Annotated in this window: 6 protein-coding genes; all 6 read right to left on the bottom strand. The window is 62.5% G+C overall.

The features are described from left to right. Positions 1-856: 856 nt before the first annotated feature. Complete coding sequence (locus tag WH303_RS00705) at positions 857-5,035, bottom strand: Ig-like domain-containing protein (RefSeq protein ID WP_339516123.1); 4,179 nt, start codon at positions 5,033-5,035, stop codon at positions 857-859. 109 nt (positions 5,036-5,144) lie between these two features. Then, positions 5,145-9,551 carry a hypothetical protein gene (locus WH303_RS00700; RefSeq protein ID WP_339516121.1) on the bottom strand — a complete coding sequence of 1,469 codons (4,407 nt, stop codon included), beginning with the start codon at positions 9,549-9,551 and terminating at the stop codon, positions 5,145-5,147. A gap of 34 nt (positions 9,552-9,585) precedes the next feature. Then, the gene (locus WH303_RS00695; protein ID WP_133248145.1) at positions 9,586-10,434 is read right to left on the bottom strand and encodes a hypothetical protein; all 849 of its coding nucleotides are present in this window, start codon (positions 10,432-10,434) and stop codon (positions 9,586-9,588) included. A 214-nt stretch (positions 10,435-10,648) separates the two neighbouring features. Continuing rightward, complete coding sequence (locus tag WH303_RS00690) at positions 10,649-15,814, bottom strand: choice-of-anchor U domain-containing protein (protein WP_339516118.1); 5,166 nt, start codon at positions 15,812-15,814, stop codon at positions 10,649-10,651. A 352-nt stretch (positions 15,815-16,166) separates the two neighbouring features. After that, positions 16,167-16,799 (bottom strand): ankyrin repeat domain-containing protein, encoded by a 633-nt coding sequence (locus WH303_RS00685; protein ID WP_165841189.1) that lies wholly within the window; start codon positions 16,797-16,799, stop codon positions 16,167-16,169. Positions 16,800-16,912: 113 nt separating this feature from the next. Continuing rightward, entirely contained in the window at positions 16,913-18,364 is a 1,452-nt protein-coding gene (dacB, locus tag WH303_RS00680; RefSeq protein ID WP_445228247.1) for a D-alanyl-D-alanine carboxypeptidase/D-alanyl-D-alanine endopeptidase, read from the bottom strand. Between the last annotated feature and the right edge of the window lie 145 nt (positions 18,365-18,509).

Below are 18,509 nucleotides of genomic sequence, written 5' to 3'. Positions count from 1 at the left end.
GCGCCCAGCCAGGTCTTCTATCTTGGTGATCAGGCCCCCTGCCATGGTGACGGTGTAGATGGTTTTGCCCCCGTGGTCCAGGATGCGGGCGCTGGTGGCGCTGTCGTAGACGAAACTGACTTTGACGCCGCTGGCGTTGGCATAGCTTTGGATAATGCCGTCTGCGTTGTAGTTGATGGTGTTGCCAAAGCGGTCGTACCACTGCCAGCCGGTGTGTTGGCCGGCAGCATCTTTGAGCCGTTTGATGTAAACGGGGGCGTTGCCTTTGCTCTTGGCCATGTACAGATCGCTTTGGCCGCTGCGCTCGTAGAGCACTCCTACCCGCTCGATAACCTTGGCATCGCTGCCCAGCGGATCGAGCTCAAAGCTGAGCGGCGCCCAGGCGGGGTTGAGCCACCAGCGTCCCTGGCTCCAGGAGCGGGCAATGTCCAAGCTGCCGCCCAGCACTTTGACGCTCAGGTCGATGTTGCTCTCTTGGTACTCGCCATTGATCCAGTTGATGCGTGGCTCGCCGGCTTTGGCGACTGGGGTGAAGCCCAACTCGGTGTTGGGGACGAAGGCGCCGATGCCTGAGATGCCTTGGGCGGAGGCGAGGCTGGCCAACCCCAAAGCGGACACCAGCAGGCTGGTGCGCAATATGTGCTTTGCGGGGGCGCCCCCATTTGCATTGGTGAGTGCTGCAGGCTTTGCCGCAGCAGTCGCTAATCCCGCTGTGTTTTTCTTTGTCATTGTCATATCTCGTTCCCTCATATTGCTTGGCCTGGCATGGGCTGATGCCTGGCCTTGCTGCGGCTTTGTGCGGCAGCAAGGCTTGATGGCCAGTGTTTTTTGATTGGGTTGTTCAGGGGCTGAAGGCTTAGCTACTGCCAGGGCCAGCAGGGCCAGATCCACCACCGCCTCCTCCGCCCCCGCCACCACCGCCGGGGCCTGAACCGGCACCTGCGCAGCACTCACCCCGGCAATGGGGCGTGCACTGTGGCGCCAGCGGCAGTTGGGTGCCGGTTCCTCCACCAGAACCACCGCCCCAGCCGCCACCTCCGCCGCCCCAGCCTCCGCCACCTCCACCTCCACCTCCACCTCCACCTCCGCCGGTGCAAGATGTACCGGTGCCGACCAAGCGGCTGTATTGGGAGAACACCACCCGGTTCTCTCGCTCGCCGTTCACGCATTCAAACGAGCACTCAGCCGTGGCCCATACGCTGTATGACGAGCAGCTCGATGCCTTGCTGCTGAAGGTGTTGGCCAACGCGCGTTGCACAGCGGTAAAGTCGCCCGCCTTGGCATTGGTAAAGCCAATGCCCTTGGGGTGCAGCTTGACGGCGGTCACCCGGTAGGGGATGACCACACGCTGCTTGGCTGCCAGCACCTTGGGGATGTCCGCCAAGAACTCGTAGCGGTAGTACTCATCGGACTGGGGCGGTTTGAAGACGACCTCCTCTGCCTGGATCAGGCCGTAGTTGGTCAAGGTCAGCTCGCCGGTGTGCTCCTCGCCAATTTGCAGCTCGGGCAGGTTGATGGACAGCGGCTCCAGCAGCACCACGGGTGCAGGCACCTGGGTCTGGAAAGTCGCTTCCAGGGTGATGTCGTAGACATCGGGAATGGTGGTTTCCGTGACGCTGAAATCAATGCTGATGGTTTGGTACTGCAGGTGCACCCGCTCTGTGGTGGTAATGCCCGGGCGCACAAAGATGCGGCCGGTCTTGTCAGAGTGGCGCGGGCCGCTGGCACGGTAGGTGTAGGTGCCTGGTGGCAGGTCCGTCACGACAGCCTTACCTTCCGCATCGGTGGTGAGCGTGCGCAGATAGGTGAGCACGGCATCGTTTTGCAGGCGGATGCGTGCGCCGGCCACACCCTTGATCGGCTGGTTGTCCGCGCCCAGGGTTCCGGTAAACAGATCGGTGATCTGGAAGCTCACGCCGCCCTGCCCGCTTTGGGTCACGGCCACCGATACCGGAATGACGCCATCGCCGCTGTTGCCTGCGGTGACGATCAGCCGGTAGTTGTAGATGCCGTCGGCCACGCTCTTGTCTGGGCTGGCCGTTACCTGGATGGGCACTTCGCCGCCCACATCGATGGCACCGATCTGGTTGCCGCTGGCCAGGAACACCCAAGCCGGCGGAGGGTTGCCGCTGTTGTCTACCAGCTTGACCTGCACATTCTGCGCAGCCACCAAACCGCGGTTGCCGATGACTACGCTCTCGGTGACGGAGCTTTCTTGTTGCACCCCGGTTTCAATAAACGTGGGCTTGGCAAACAGATCGGGGCGGGCTTGCACCAGCTTGTAGTTGATGCTGAATGTGCCGCGCGGCGTATCGCCTGAATCGGCTGCAAAGGCGGTGAGGACGACCGTGCCCGACTCACCTGCGGTAGCGCTGCCGGTGAACTTGATAACCATGGGCACGGAAGCACCAGCCGCAATATTGACCGGCGGGCCTGCATCCACGCTGATGCCTGGCGGCAGGCTGCCGCTGGGCTGGTTGGCGGGCATAGCGGCCCAGCGCACCCCCTCCACGCCCGTGCCGGCACTGGCACGCGCCTGGATGGTGATGTTGCTCGCAAAATCGCGCGCGGCTGTCAGGTTGTAGCTGGAGAGGTTGAAGCTCAGGCGGTTGATCGTGAAGCGCCCTTGCTCAGCGGTTGCGGTTTCATCGGGGTGAACCACCGAGACGACATAGGTGCCGTTGTCATTGGCAGCGGGTACAAACTCATAGCGGTAATTGCCGCTCGCATCGGTTGCGATATTGATGCGGCGCTTGAAGCCTGCGATATCCAGCACGATGCGCAGCGCAGCATTGGGGATCGCCTGCGCGGTATCGCGGGTGACGGCAGCGCCGGTGATAACAATGCTTTGCGCCCCATAAGACAGTGCAGGGCTGATGTTGGCCACCGTGCCGGTGTAAGGCGTCTTGGGCACCTCGGGCACGATGGGGGCGTTTTGCACGGTCACTACGCGGGTGGCCTGCGCCGTCTTGCCTGCTGCAGAGGTGGCGACGGCCTTCAAGGTATAGCTGCCATCAGCTGCCGCGTTAGCCGCCCATTGCGCGCTGTAAGGCGCTTGGGTGGGCGATGCCAGCAAGACGTCGTTGGCGTAGAGTTCCACCTTGGCAATGCCTGCCGGGGCAGATGCCACCACGGTGATGGTGGCTGCACTGGACAACACCGCATTGGGCGCAGGCGCCACAAAGCTGATGCTGGGTGGCGCGCTGGCATAGGTGACAGTGACCGCCGCGCTCTTGGGGCTGGTGCCGCGCGCATTGCTGGCGGTCGCCTCCATCTGGTGCACGCCTTCAGCGGATAAGCTGATGCTGGCCGCAAAGCTGCCATTGGCGCCCACGGCCACCGGAGAACCCGATGCCTGGCCATTCAAAAACAGCTGCAGCTGCGAGCCCGGCATTGCTGTGCCCGCCACATTCAGCTGTGGAACGGCCACGGTTGTACCTGCCGCTGGTTGGGTGATCACTGGTGCTGCAGGGGCACTCAGATTGAGGCTGAAAGGAATATCCAGCACTGCCGCAATGCCATCGGCATCGGTCGCGGTGATGCTGAAGCTGTGGTTGCCATTGGGCAACTGGGCAAAGTCCACCAGCTGGCTGTGGGTGACCGGGCTGGCCCGGCCATAGCTGCGCTCAAAAATCTGCATGCCGTTGACGGCAGCCTTAAGGCTGGTGACACCCACGGCACTTTCTGCAGTAACCGCCAACGTGCCAGGCTGGGTGATGGTGGCATTGGCTTGCAGCGCTTGGCCGGCAAAGCTGGCGGTGATGGCCGGGCCGTTGCCGCCTTGCTTTTGTACTTGTACGGTGCGGGTGGCGGTGTTGCTCAAGCCCGCCGTATTGGTGGCCTTGGCTTTGAGGGTGTAATTGCCGTTGGGCACACCCACCAGGGACCATTGCACTTGGTACGGAGCCGCGCTCAGCAGCGCCAGGCGCTTGTCGTTCACCAAGATCTCCACATCCCGCAGGCCCTCAGCATCGCTGGCTGTTACCGCAATGGTGGTGTCTTGCTCCACCACCGCGTTTGCTGCAGGTTGGCTGAATTGCACCACAGGCCCTTCAGGCGCATAGGCAATGGGCTGGCTGAGCGAGAACTGGTTGGTCTTGTTCTGCGCCGTGCGGAACTGCACATACAGCATCTTGTCGCCACCGCCGCTAGACAAGGTGTAGGTCACTGTATTAGGGTGGCTGGCCATGTTTTGCCAGGTCAGTGCCTCGCCAAACTGGTCCGATTCCTGGATGCGGTACTGCGCTGCCTGCGGGCATTCCAGGACCAGCTCAACATTGCGCACCCGGGTGACATAGCCCTGGGTGGGCGCGATCGTGCAGTTCAGCACCGGCTCTGCACCCAGGTAACTGCCATAGTCCACCCCGGTGCTGACGGCATTGCCCTGGCCTGCCGGATTACCTACCGCATCTTTGGGACCGCTGGCATGCCCCCACCAGTTGCCGCGCGCTTGCACCACGGCAGCGGGCTGGGTGTTACGCACCCCAAACTGGGTATTGGCCGAAATATCGGATTCAGCGATGGCAGGCGTTGCACCTTGCTCAGCCAACAGGCCCACCTCGTTATGGGTGATGCGCGATGCAATGATGCTGGGACTACCGCTGCCGATCACCCGAATACCCACGGCATTGTGGCTGAGCTGCAAGCGGTTAAAGCTATAGGCACCGCCATGCACGACCAGACCAGCGCCCCCATTCATATAACTGGGCAAGCCCGCTGTACCACCGGCATACCGAATCTGCAAGCCATCGAGTTGGAGGCCCGCCGCAGGCACACCTGCCTCGACCAGCACGCCCAGCCAATCACCTGCTTGTGCAGTGCCAGGCTCTGGGTTGGTGGCCGCAATGGCGCTGTCATCGAACTGGCTGGTGAATAGGACGTTGGAGCCAGTCTGCAACTGATCGCGCACATTGATGCCAGCGCCCTCGCCAAATTTAACGACAACACCGTCGGCAATGCTGAGCTTGGCATTGCCTGCCGCCAGTGCGACGGCACCGCCTGCCAACCCGGTGCCTGCCAGAACTACCGCCGCCATGGTTTGGCTATGCCTTTTGCCCGCCGTGCCCGCCCTGCGGCATATGGAGGCCCACGCTTGTCGGGAGAATAACGAAGTGATATGGGAGAGTTGCATGGTCTTCTCCTTCTTATGGGTTGACGGTGATCACGCCGCTGGTGGCCGGCACAAAGCCGGGGCTGCTGGCTGTGATTTGGGTGGTGCCTGGAGATATGGCGGTGAAGGTGGGGCGGGCGGAGGAGCCTGCCTCTTTGGCCCAGGTAGCGGTGTTCGTCACAGTGCCTATCGACGGAATAGAGCTGGTAAAGGTGACGGACAGATTGACGGCTGGGTACTGGCTATTGGGCCAATAGGCCCCGTTTACTTGCGCAGCTACATATATATTCGTATACGTTTGACCTACGCGTAGCGCACTAGGGGCACCGTTCAATAATAAAAGCGGAGTAATAGTTTCTGTCGTGACCACGCCAGAAGTGAATCCAGCAGCGCTAGCTTCAATCTGGGTAGACCCCGTATCTAGCCCAGTAACAAAGAAATATGCACGACTTTGACCAGCAGGAATGGTTACCGTCTGCGGCGTCGAACAAACTTCCGACGCAACGCAACGCAGATTGACCACCACCGCATCCGCACCGCCACTGACCACACCATTGATCAAGCGCTCTACATACACCTCGCTGGTATATGTATACAGCCCCTTACCCACAACCACCTTGGACACATTGCTGTAACGACGTACCTGCAAGCCTTGCGCGGCAGCCGTGACCGTTTGCACCGCAGACTGAGCAGTCGTTATGCCTACTACTTCGGCTTCTACCCTGTAGGTTCCCGCAGCCGCTGGCTGGGCCACATAGCCAGTGCGAGACGTAGTGCTGTCCTTGGGTATCAACAACTGTGTAATCAAATTGTTGCTGTTGTCGTAGATGCCATTGACGACCCCTGCTGGGCTCTGCTCCTTCGCTGCGACATTGACCTGCAATGCGTTGGCCGCAACTTGGCTATTAGGCCAATAAGCTCCTGGCACACTGAAGGTAATTGAGAAGTCATCTCTCACACTAGATGTCGTACGGCTTCCATCTAAACTGTTAAACACCACTGTGGGGACAACGACATCGATAGGAGTCGGTATGGCTGCGGTCGCTCCTTGCGCAGTTGCCTCGATATATGTCGATCCCACCTCTAGCCCAGTAACAAAGAAATATGCACGACTTTGACCAGCAGGAATGGTTACCGTCTGCGGCGTCGAACAAACTTCCGACGCAACGCAACTCAGATTGACTACCACCGCATCCGCACCGCCACTGACCACACCATTGATCAAGCGCTCTACATACACCTCGCTGGTATATGTATACAGCCCCTTACCCACAACCACCTTGGACACATTGCTGTAACGACGTACCTGCAAGCCTTGCGCGGCAGCCGTGACCGTTTGCACCGCAGACTGAGCAGTCGTTATGCCTACTACTTCGGCTTCTACCCTGTAGGTTCCCGCAGCCGCTGGCTGGGCCACATAGCCAGTGCGAGACGTAGAGCTTTCCTTGGGTATCAACAACTGTGTAATCAAATTGTTGCTGTTGTCGTAGATGCCATTGACTACCCCTGCTGGGCTCTGCTCCTTCGCTGCGACATTGACCTGCAATGCATTGGCCGCAACTTGGCTATTAGGCCAATAAGCTCCTGGCACACTGAAAGTAATCGAGAAGCCGTCCCTCACGCTGGCTGTCGTCCGGCTCCCATCTAGACTGTTAAACACCACTGTGGGGACAATGACATCCGTCGGAATCGGTGTGGCTGCGGTCGCTCCTTGTGCAGTTGCCTCGATATGTGTCGAGCCTGCATCCAGTCCTGTCACATAAAAATATGCACGGCTTTGCCCTGCTGGAATAGTCACCGTCTCCGACGTAGAGCACACTTCTGCGGCCACGCAACGCAGATTAACTACCACCGCATCTGCACCACTACTGACCGCGCCATTGATCAAGCGCTCGACGTATACCTCGTTCGGATGGGTATACAGCCCCTTGCCCACAACCACCTTGGACGCATTGCTGTAGCGGCGCACCTGCAAGCCTTGTGCGGCAGCCGTGACCGTTTGCACCGCAGACTGAGCGGTCGTTATGCCTACTACTTCGGCTTCTACCCTGTAGGTTCCCGCAGCCGCTGGCTGGGCCACATAGCCAGTGCGAGACGTAGAGCTGTCCTTGGGTATCAACAACTGTGTAATCAAATTGTTGCTGTTGTCGTAGATGCCATTGACGACCCCTGCTGGGCTCTGCTCCTTCGCTGCGACATTGACCTGCAATGCGTTGGCCGCAACTTGGCTATTAGGCCAATAAGCTCCTGGCACACTGAAAGTAATCGAGAAGTCGTCCCTCACGCTGGCTGTCGTCCGGCTCCCATCTAGACTGTTAAACACCACTGTGGGGACAATGACATCCGTCGGAATCGGTGTGGCTGCGGTCGCTCCTTGTGCAGTTGCCTCGATATGTGTCGAGCCTGCATCCAGTCCTGTCACATAAAAATATGCACGGCTTTGCCCTGCTGGAATAGTCACCGTCTCCGACGTAGAGCACACTTCTGCGGCCACGCACCGCAGATTAACTACCACCGCATCTGCACCACTGCTGACCACGCCATTGATCAAGCGCTCCACATATACCTCGTTGGGATGGGTATACAGCCCTTTACCCACAACCACCTTGAACACGCCACTGTAGCGACGTACGTGCAAGCCAAACTTCTCCCTTACCTCCACATTCAGCACCTTGCCAATCAACCCAGGCGCCGTAATATCTATCGCGGTCTTACCCTTGGTCAAAGCATTCACAGTGACCGGTACCGTCGCATAAATCTGCCCCGTAGGCACAAACACCTCCGCCGGACTCACAGCAGCAACCGCAGGATTCTGGCTAACGACAGAAACAGTAATCCCGCCCTGAGGCGCCGCCTTGCTCAACTGCACACGAACCGTTCGGCTGAGCTCTTCATTCATCACCAGATCTGCAGCAGGATCAGTGTTAAGACTGATGGCGTCCACATTCACGCTGGTCTGGCCGGACTGGTAGCCAGTGGCGGTTGCAGTCAAGGTGGTAGCACCCAAGGCCTTGCCATTGATGCTGAAGCTCACCCGGCTTTGACCCGCAGGGATGAGCACGGTGGCAGGGGCTTGGGCCAGACTGCTTTGCGCGACAGCCAAGCTAACGGTCAAGCCGCCTGCAGGAGCTGGCTCAGTAACCTCCACAGTCACGTTGGTGCTGCCTGCAGGCGCTACCACTACGCTGGATGGCAATACCAGGGCCTTGCCTCGTACGGCGACGGTGGCCAGTGCACTGGCGTAGCCGTCTGCCTGCGCGGTCAAACGGCTGGTACCGTCGACCAATCCCGTCACTTCAAAATTCACGCTCTGTTGTCCGGCAGGCACTACCAAGCTGCTGGAGGCCGAAAGCACCGCCGTGTCCGCGTTGTCCAACCGCACCGTCACATTGCTTGCAGCAGGCGCAGGCAGCGACAAGGTCATCGGATAGTTGCGGTTGACCCCGACTGTGGGACTGGCAGGGGCCAAACCGAGAGAAGGCAGGCTGACCACTTCAATGTCGGTTTCCGCCATGCCCAAGCTCGCGTGGCTGGCCGTGATCTTGGTGGTGCCCAGGCTGCTGGCCTGCACCTCCAGATCGGCGCTGGTTTGCCCCTCAGGCACAGTGACGCGGGTAACGGCTGAGGCGACCGAAGGAACGCTGCTGCTGACATCGATCAGCGTGCCGCCTGCGGGGGCTGGGGCATTGAGCGACACCCGTAGCATGGCCACCACACCGGGACTGAGCTTGAGTTTGGCTGGCTCCAGCGCCAAAGGTGCCTGGCCGATATGCACCAGGCCTTGCTGCACCAGGTAAGGGATACCGACGATGCCCCAGACCACCTGCGTGCGAATGGTGCCTGAGGGCACAGAGATTGCATTGAGCGAGTTGCCATTGGCGGTGTTGCCCGTACCCACCGGTGACGAAGCCAGGTCCATGCTGATCGCAGGGCCACTGTGGTGGTTGATGGCGGTGTTGTTGATAACGGGGGAAGCCGATTCAATCGCCACGCCGCTGCCGTATTCGATGACGACATGGCCCAGCTGCGTCAGCGCCTGGTTGGTGCCTGCGGTGAAGCGCCATTGCCGCCAGTCACCGGCGGCGGGCGTTGCAGATGCCGAGGTGATTTTGATGGGCAAGCTGGGAGTGCCCACGGCCTGGAGCGCACCCCGCTTCAAAGTAAAGCTGGCCGCCGCTGCCATCTGGATGGTGACACCGGGCTCAATACTCAAGGTAGCGTTGTTATCCACAATCACATCGCCCTGGAACAGATAGGGCGACTGCGCTGCACGCAATGTTGTGTTGCTGGTGATCACGCCCGTCACTGGCGTTTGTGCCAAAGCCGACTGGGCCGCACAGAGCAGCATCAGCCAAAGGCCCAGCATCTGCAAGCCCTGCCAGGCCTTGCGTGCCCATGCTGTAGCTTGGTGCAGCGAAGATGGTGATTGTTGTTGGTACATGCTTCCCCCGGTATTTCTCATTTGTTGTTTGCGCTCATAAGCGTCCACACGGCGCTTGCAGCCGGTGGTTGGCGGTCTGTTGGATGGCGGCGGTTTGGGCCACTTGCTGTGTGTAGCTTTGCCAGCCGCCGTCTAGCCAATAGGCAGGCAAGGTGGCCATTGCGGCACTGGTCTCACTTGCGGAACGGCCCGCTTTGGATGCATCGGTGCTAGGCGCCAAGGTATTTTCGACTTGGGCACGCAAGCTGTCGCTGACCACGCCATCGGTGATGACCACCAAGCCCTGAGCGTAGCCCGCATGACGTACACGCTTGAGCCGGTCTTGGTAGGCGCGCGCAATGGCGGCCACCAACTTGGCATCGCGCTCTTTGCCTTCGGCCCTGACGGCTACTAGCTGCTCAGGCGGCACCGGCCACTGCGCCTGAGGCGCACGTTGCATGGCTTCGCTGGCAGAGATCACCGTCCATTGCATGCCTTGGCCCAGAGCGGCTATCCAAGTCTGCGCATCCAAGGGCTGCAACAACGGTTGGCTACCTGCCGTCGCCGCTTTCGCGGCCTGCCATGCTCGGACACCGCCCCGCACCGCCTGCAACTGGGCAAAGCCTTGCTGGCGCAGCTGACGGCAGGCCTGGTCAACCTCGGCGTTGTCGAGCCCGGTGCCCAGCAGCACTACGGACGTTTGCTGCAAGAAGCGTTTGCTGGCCATGTCAGAAAGCTCCAGCTGCAAGGCGCGCGCAATGGGCGCTGCGCGTTGCAGGCTGCGCGGCCGCACATCCACCAAGGTAGGAGGCTGGGCGCTTTGCATCGATGCAGCCGCCTCAGCAGCGTTTACCCAGCAGGCCTGGTCCAGCGCGAGCGGCGCGGTTTGCACCGGCCATGCCAACGCGGGCGTCTCTGTGGTTTGCGCTGCATATTGCGCAGCCGAACAGCCCAACTCCTTGGACGGGGCAGAAGCCGATTCAGACTCCACCAAAGGCGGAGGCGCAGTGACTGGCCGCGACCAAGCTGCTGCATCGCAGGCAGTACCACCCAAGGCTGCGCCGACCAAGACGGCCAGCGCAGCGTGCGTGCCCCATCTGGGGCCGCACACCTTGTGCTTAACGGCCATGGCCAGCTCCCAGCACAGCCTTGCGTCGTACCCCCACCAGCGCCGCCAAACCGGTCAGCAGCGACAGCATCAGCACGGCCAACCAGCCCAAGCCCGGCACGGGCACGGCTTGCTCATCGGCAGGCAGCGGTCCACTTTGGATAACCGGGCCACCCGGGTCTTTGATGACGCCATTGGCGACCAGGTCGTCATCGCCCAGCTGGCCATCGGTAATGCTGAAGCTCACCCGGTTGCCCTCCAGCTTGAGGTTCTTGGGCACATACCAAAGGCTGCGGCCACGCGAAGAAGGTGTAGGGCCGTACTTCATGTAGTTGCTCACGCCAAACAGGTTGGGCCACTCGGTCGTGATGGTCACCGTGCTGCCCACGTCGCAGCCGACCAGTTCGTACTCGAACACGCCATGGGGGAACACCAGCACATCAAACAGCGGCAGCCAGCCCTGCGCCCGCTTGACGGCGGTCTTGTCAGGGTTGAAGTGGCAGCTAGCGCCCCCACCCGTGACCGAGGCCTTCAGCGTGCCCGTGCCCGTGGGCGTGGGGATGGTGACTTGCTTGTCACCCGCGGGGGCCGGAGTGTTCTTGAGGCCCAGCTTGACATCGGGCGCACCGGCGGTGGTCACCACCACTTCGTAGTCACCCACGGTTGGGTTGGCGCTGAACATCAGCGATGCCGCCAGACCCTGTGCATCGGTCGTCGCTTGCGCAGTCAAGCCGCCACCCGCAAAGACAGCGCCTGCTCCGCTGGTGGGCATGCTGAAGCTCAGCACACGCCCTGCCACCGGTTCACCCAGTCCGTTGACCAGCTTGACACGGATCACCTCGGCAAAGGCCGTACCCACCACCGCAGACTGGCCGCCACCGGCAAGCACCTGCAGGTTCAGCACAGGCGCCGTTGCAGCCGTGTTCGTCAATGCAAACCGCACGCCGTCTGCCACACCGCCTGCACTGGCCAGCACCTCGAAGCTGCCTTCGGTGTTGTTGGCCGTGAGCACCGGCGCGCTGGCAAAACCATTGGCATCGGTTTGCACCTCTGCTTGCAAAGCGCCGCCTGCAAACGTGGCGCTTGCTCCGTTGGAAGGCAACTCGAAACGAATGCTGTGGTTGGCCACGCCCAGGCCTTGGCCATCCACCAGTTTGACGGCAAGCGCTTGCGCAAAGGCCGCGCCTACATGGGCCGACTGGCCGCTGCCGGCAACGCCAAGCAGCTGGAGCACCTGCACCGGCTGGGCCGTGTTGGTCAGCGCGAATGTCGCCTCGCCAGAGACACCTGCCGCTGTAGCGCTCGCCTGGTAGCTACCCTCCGCGCTGTTAGCCGTCAGCACCGGCGAGATCGCCAGGCCTTGGGCATCGGTAGAGACGCTGACGGTTTGTGAGCCATCGGCAAAGCTGGCCGTGGCATTCCCCATTGCAGCCATTGGCAGCGTGAACACCACCAGCTGACCCGCCACCGCTGCGCCTTGCGCATCCACCACCTTGGCTTGCAAGCGCTGGGCAAAGGCCTGGCCCACTTGCGCTGTCTGGCCGTCGCCAGTCACCCGCTGCAAGGTCAAGATGGGGGTTGCCGCATCGCTGTTGCGCAAGTCAAAGCTAGCGGGGGTGTTGACGCCGTCCACACTGGCAAACACTTGGTAGGCACCCACGACGGCATTGGCCGTGATGGCATCGGTGCTCGCTAGGCCTTGGGCGTCGGTGCTGACCTGCAAGGCGGCAGTGCCGTTGCCAAACACCGCACTGGCGCCACTGGCAGGTGCGGCAAAGCGCAGGGTCTGACCGGCTACCGGGGCACCATTCTCATCGGCCAGACGTACCTGCAGCGGCGCCGCAAACGCAGTGCTTACTTGGGCAACCTGCTGATTACCGCTGCTGATGGCCAAGGTCCAGTTCTTGGTGGCAGAGCCGTCATCCTTCCAGGCGGCAGATACCAGGCCGATCCACTGCGCTACGGACTGTAGTGCCGCATCGCGCCCAGCAGCTTGGGGCAGCGCACGCAGTTTTTCTTGCGCTTGCAGCAGCGCAGCAATCGCATCGCCCAGCTTTTGCTGCTGGACAGCATCGGCGGCTTGGTCGAACAGGGCCACCAGCTGGGCCTTTGCTGCATTGGTCAAACCTGCAATGGCGGGAAGCGCTGTGCGTGCATTGGCCTCCGCCTGCTGCTGCGCGATGGTGCGCAGGCTGTGCGACCAGCTCTCCACTACCACCCCATCTGCGGTATTGCGCAGCTGGGATTCCAGGCTGAATGCCTTGGCATCTGCGGGCAGCTGCAGCCACAGCTCAACGCCCTGGTCTGCACCGGCAGCCAGGTCCATGGGCCAGCTCAGCTGGTCGCCGTTTTGCGCGGCTGCTGGCTTGGACGACAGCAGCTGGGCGCCGTTGGCCAAGGCGGTGCTCAGCGTGAGCTGGCGGGCCTTGTCGTCGCCATTGTGGATGACGGTCTTCAGGTACACGCTGGATTGGGCGAGCATGGGGTCTGCCAGCTTGGGCTTGCTCAGCACCATCTGGGCCTGAAGCCATGCCGTCCATTCCGTGCCGCTCAGCTGCTCAGCCAGGCTGTCAAAGCCCATGGCCAGCACCTGACCCTTGCCGTAGCTGCTGCGTGCTGCGGCGGTTTCTCCGGTCGCGTAGCGCAGCTCGCTGGTCGCTTGCGCATCAGCGGCCAAGGCCCAGCTTGGGCGGGTCAGCGGCAGCGCGTTAGCGCCCAACTGCAGTGCGGCGTTGGCCAACGGCTGATCGGCATAGCTGCCCCACATATCGGCAATGGCGCGCAAAGAGGTATCGGCAGCGCCGTCCACCACCAACGAGGCACCACGCAGCACGGCAGCGCGCACTTCTTCTTGCAGGTGGGCGCCCAGATCAGTGAGCGACCCGCTCAGCCACAGCAGGCTGAAGTCGCCGGCACGCAGCGCCTTTTGGAAGGCAGCAGCTGTCTCAACGATCTCTGCCTCATCGTCATACGCGGCCAGCACGGTTTGTGATGTCTGGCGCTTTTGCGCGGCGCAGGCGGTGTCTGCGCCGCAGCCGATATAGGCCAGCACGCGCAGACCCTGGTCTGCTGTTTGCGTGGCAGTCACGGCCTCGCTGCTCTGGATACGGATGAGGGTAGAAGCGCTGTTGTTGCTGCTGATATCGTCCTTGGTGGACGAGCCGATACGCGCAGCCACGGCAAACTCCTTAGCGCTGCCGTCCTTGGCTGTTTGCACTTGCAGGGTCAGGATGGCGGTGGAACGCGTTGCCATATCGCCCAGGGTCCAGACACCATTGGCATAGCTGCCCACAGCGGCCGATGGGCTCAGCACGGTTAAGCCCGCAGGTATTTCCACATTCACCGTGGTCGCCACAGCCGTTGCCGGGCCCAGGTTTTCTGCGGTGATCGTGATGGTGGATGTATCGCCGCGTTTGACGGTGGCCGGGGTGGCACCGGCGGCCACTGCCAGGTCAGCCTTGGGCTCGGGATCGGGGTTGTCGGGCGTGGCGGCACGCTTGGCAAACAGATAGCCGGATGCGGCGGTGCCGGCAGTCAGCTCAATGCTGCTGAACTTGCCCGCCGCGCTCTGCCCGCCCGCAGAGCCCGCCAGCGCCGCGCCATCCACCAGGCCATCGCTGACACCGGCGACCAAGGTGTAGACGCCTGGCTTGAGGTTGGTGAAGTGGAACGCGCCTTGCGCATCGGTATACGCCGTTTGCAGCTCGGCGGCGCCCGTGCTGGCTTGGGTACCGCTCAGTTTGACCTCGGTCACGGGGATGCCCGGCTCGCCGCTGTCGCGCAGGCCATTGGCATTGCTGTCCCGGTACACGAGGCCCGCAATGCTGGCCTCGGCCGCGCCGGCCACAAAGCCGATGCTGTACTGGCCGCTGGTGTTGGCATCGAAGATATTGAGAAAGTAGCTCCAGCTCAGGTCCTCATTGCGCTCCTTGGACAACCAGACGTTTTCTGCAGGCACGATATAGCCGTCCGACCGCGTGACCTGCACCGGCAGCTTGGCGCCGCGCGCCGGATCAGGCACCTGGGCATAGGCAAAGCCCTGGGCTACAGGGCTAAAGCGCAGGCTGGCGTTGTTGCCCTGCACGGTCATCTGCGCCGATGCCGTCTGGTTCTGCACCTCGGTGTCTGCGCCATCGGACTCGTAGACCCGGTAAACATCACCATCCTTGGCGAGAAAGTCGCGCACCTTGTCGCGCCCTGGCAGATCGACGCGCACATCCTGGACCAAGGTATGCGTGCGCACTTCCTTGATCAGCGAGGTGACCGCGCCGCCCAGGGAATCGGCATGGGTAAAGCTGGCGTTGAACTCGACAAACTTGCCCGCCAGGCTGGTGACCATGGACCAGCGGCCCATTTTGGAAGTACCTGACTCAATATCGCCAAAGTCCAAAAGCAGGCTCTTGCCTGCTGGTTGGTCGCCCACATAGCCGCCCAGTATCTGGAAGCTGATCGCCAGGCCCTGACGGTTCTCCACAATGCGGGGCTGGGCCGTGTCGATCTTGGTCTTGTGGGATGTGCCGCCGCCCTGGTTCTTGATTCGGACGCCCAGGGTGAAGGGCTCTGCCGCTTCGGTCTCTGGCGTGAAAGCGTCGTCGGCATACACATCACGCGGCAAAAAGTAATCCAGCACCAGCTCGGGCTGGGGGCGTACCACGATGGATTCTGGCGCCACCTCGACGGAATCGGCCTTGCCATCGAGCGTGTAGCTGACCTTGGCCCCCACGTAGTACACAGCGCCTTGCGGGTTGCTGCCACCACTGCCCGCAGCAGGAATGATGAGCCAGTTGATATGGGCCACCGCCTTGGGCGCGATCACGCCATTCTGCAGGTTGGTGATGCCCGTGACCTGGTCGGTGCGGTAGAAGAACGTCGCCCCCTGGGCATTGGGGTCCGAGGTGGCTATGACCAGGTTGTTGTTGGCGTCGAGGAACCTCAGCTCGATGGAGACGTTCTCCAGCTTCTGGTCCGCCAGGCCATTGGTGATGACCATCTTGGCGTCAAACGCCTGGCGCTCCAGCGAAAGCTTTTGCTCAATGACAATTTTGACTTCTGCACACACGGCATCTGCGGCTTGTGCAAAGGCACTGCTGATCGAATACAGCAGCCCCAGCACGAACATGCCCACCACCGTCGCCCAGCTGGTAAACAGCGGGCGGCCCCTCATTTTTTCATACATGCTGTGTGTCCATCTTTAGTAGGCCCAGAATTGCGAACGCCTTCTGGCCCTCCACCCCAATTGATGCCTATCAACGAATTTCCAAAATTTATGGATATTTATTGATAGTTTTATTGCATTTTGAAGCGCATTTGAATGAACACTGCTTACATGACGCTGACGCGCAGTTAGGCAAACACAACAGTCGCCGACAGGGGTAAGTACTGACAATCTTCCGGAGCAAGGCATGGGCAGCCTTGCTGAGCTATCGCCTCATAATGCGGCAGACGGTGAGAAAGCGCCGTAAGAAAAACAAGGCAGTGCATCACCCTCGGTTGCAGGGCGACCAGGACAAAAAGTAGTGGAAGGGGCGTCAGGCCAGCCTGGGCTGGCGCAGCTGCTGCATGCGGTAGATCAGCCCCTGGGGCAGGCGCCGGGAGAGCGCGATGTCGACCGCATCGCGGCCTTTGAAGTCGGCTACCGAGACGTCGGCGCCGGCGTCGAGCAGCAGCTCCAGGGTCTTGAGGCGACCGAGGCGTGCGGCATAGAAAACAGGGGTTTCGCCGTGCTCGCGCAGGTTAAGGAGGGGCTGTGCCTGCAGCAGCGCGCGGCACATGGCCTCGTCATCGCGCCACACGGCAGCCCACAGCGAGTAGCTGGCATTGGCGCCGTGCGAAAGCAGCAGTTCGACCAGCGGCAGGTTTTCGCCCCGGGCAACGGCAAACCACAGCGCCGTGGCGCAAAAGTCGCCATTGCATTCGCCCATCGGGGCTTCGGCCTCCAGCACGGCACCGGCGGCCAGCAAGGTGGCCACGGTCTCCAGGCCGTTGGTGTCGGCTGACTGGGCGTTTTGCGCGGATACGCCACAGGCCACCTGCAAGGCGGTGCGTCCCTTGCCATCCACCGCCTGGGCCCACTGCGGCGCCTGCGCCAGCAGCTGGGCCACCAAGGCGGCATCCCAACGCTTGGCAGCAGCAAACAGCGAGGTCTTCGAAGGCAGACTCATGCAGGGCTCCTTATGGCTTGTGACCATGCTCCAACGCGCAATGTACACCGATACCGCCGCATCCCAACCTTGGTGGCAGGCAGGTTTTTCCCGACCCGCCTGCGCCCCCAGTGTTACTGGGCTGCCACCCAGTCGATCAGCGCATCCCAGGCGGGGCGTGCCTGCGGGGCATTGTCGCTGTTGGCCATGGCCACGACCACCCAGCGGCGTCCGTCGCGGCCATTGACATAGCCGGCAATGGCCGAGGCGTCGCGCAGGGTGCCGGTCTTCAGGTGGGCGCCGCCGGTATGGGCGCTTTTGCTGTTTTTCATCGTGCCGTCCACACCCACGATCGGCATCGAGGCCATCAGCTCGGGCATGACGTTGGAGTTCCAGGCGACCGAGAGCATCTTGGCCAGCGACCCGGCGGTGATGCGGGCATCGCGCGAGAGGCCGGCGCCATTGTCGATGGTGGGCTGCGCCATGCCGGGCACGCGCTCGCTCCACCACTGCGCCACCGCCTGGCGGCCGCCTTCAAAGGTGCCGACGCCCGCGCGCTCCTTGCCCAGGGTCAGAAACACCTGCTGGGTCATCACGTTGTTGCTGTACTTGTTGATATCGCGCACCACCTCGCCCAGGGTGGGCGAGCTGAAGCTCATCAGCGGCTGCACGCCGTCAGGCGTGGTGCCCATGCGCACCTGGCCGGTCACCTTGCCGCCCAGCTCGCGCCACATGCCTTCAAACACGCGGGGCGCAAAGCGGTCGGGGGCCGCCGGCGCCACCGCCCAGCTGTTCTCACCGCAAGCGGCCGGGTAGCCACCCAGGAACTGGATCTGCGTGGCATCGGCCATCTGCGCCTTGAGCGCGCCGCGCCAGTCGCCGCAGGCATTGCCCTTGGTCTTGAGCAGCGGCACGGTGCTGGGCAGGCGCAGATGCGCGATGGCCGGCTCGTAGGCGATGCGCGCCACGCCAGCGGCGGCATCGGGGATAAAGCGCATCGTCAGCGACTTGTAGTTCAGCAGCAGCGCATCGGGCACGGCGTTGTAGGGCCGGTAGGGCTCGTTGTCAAAGCGTGCGGGGTCGATGGGCGGCAGCGAGAAGGCCGAGCGGTCCAGCACCACATCGCCAACGACGACCTGGATGCCCTGGCCCAGCAGGCGGCGCTGCAGCAGCCAGAGGCGCTCCATCACCAGCTTGGGGTCGCCCGAGCCCTGCACATAAAGATTGCCATTGAGGGCGCCCTGGGCGACCTGGCCGTCGGTGGCAATGCGGGTGTCCCAGGTGTAGGCGGGGCCCAGAATCTCGAGCGCCGCATAGGTGGTCACCAGCTTCATCACCGAGGCGGGGTTGCGGCCCACATCGCTGTGTACATCGAGGAGGGGGCGCTGCGCGCCGCTGACATCCATCACCACCACCGAGACCGCATCCGGCGCGACCTTGCCCCGCTGCAGGGCTGCTTCGACCTCGGCCGGCAGGCGGCCGGCGGGCCAGGCGTTGGCCGGGGCGGCGAGGGCTGCAGGTGCTGCAGCGACGGGGGCGGAGGCCGGGGCCTGGGGCGCCGCAGCGACCGGTTGGGCCAGCCGGATGGGCGTGGGCGTGGGGTCGCTAGAGGGGGCGGCCGGGGGGGGGGGGGGGGGCCCCCCCCCCCCCCCGCCCCCCCCCCCCCCCCCCCCCCCCCCCCCCCCCCCCCCGCCCCCCCCCCCCCCCCCCCCCCCCCCCCCCCCCAACCCC

The organism is Comamonas sp. MYb69 (assembly GCF_037479315.1).
Taxonomy (GTDB): domain Bacteria; phylum Pseudomonadota; class Gammaproteobacteria; order Burkholderiales; family Burkholderiaceae_C; genus Comamonas.
The sequence above is the reverse complement of the archived record's forward strand: the minus strand, read 5'-3'. Positions and strand labels throughout refer to the sequence as shown.

Bases quoted from the DNA above. Each gene is read 5' to 3' on its own strand.
- WH303_RS00705 (WP_339516123.1), bottom strand. From the start codon at position 5,035: ATGGCGGCGGTAGTTCTGGCAGGCACCGGGTTGGCAGGCGGTGCCGTC.
- WH303_RS00700 (WP_339516121.1), bottom strand. From the start codon at position 9,551: ATGTACCAACAACAATCACCATCTTCGCTGCACCAAGCTACAGCATGG.
- WH303_RS00690 (WP_339516118.1), bottom strand. From the start codon at position 15,814: ATGTATGAAAAAATGAGGGGCCGCCCGCTGTTTACCAGCTGGGCGACG.
- WH303_RS00685 (WP_165841189.1), bottom strand. From the start codon at position 16,799: ATGAGTCTGCCTTCGAAGACCTCGCTGTTTGCTGCTGCCAAGCGTTGG.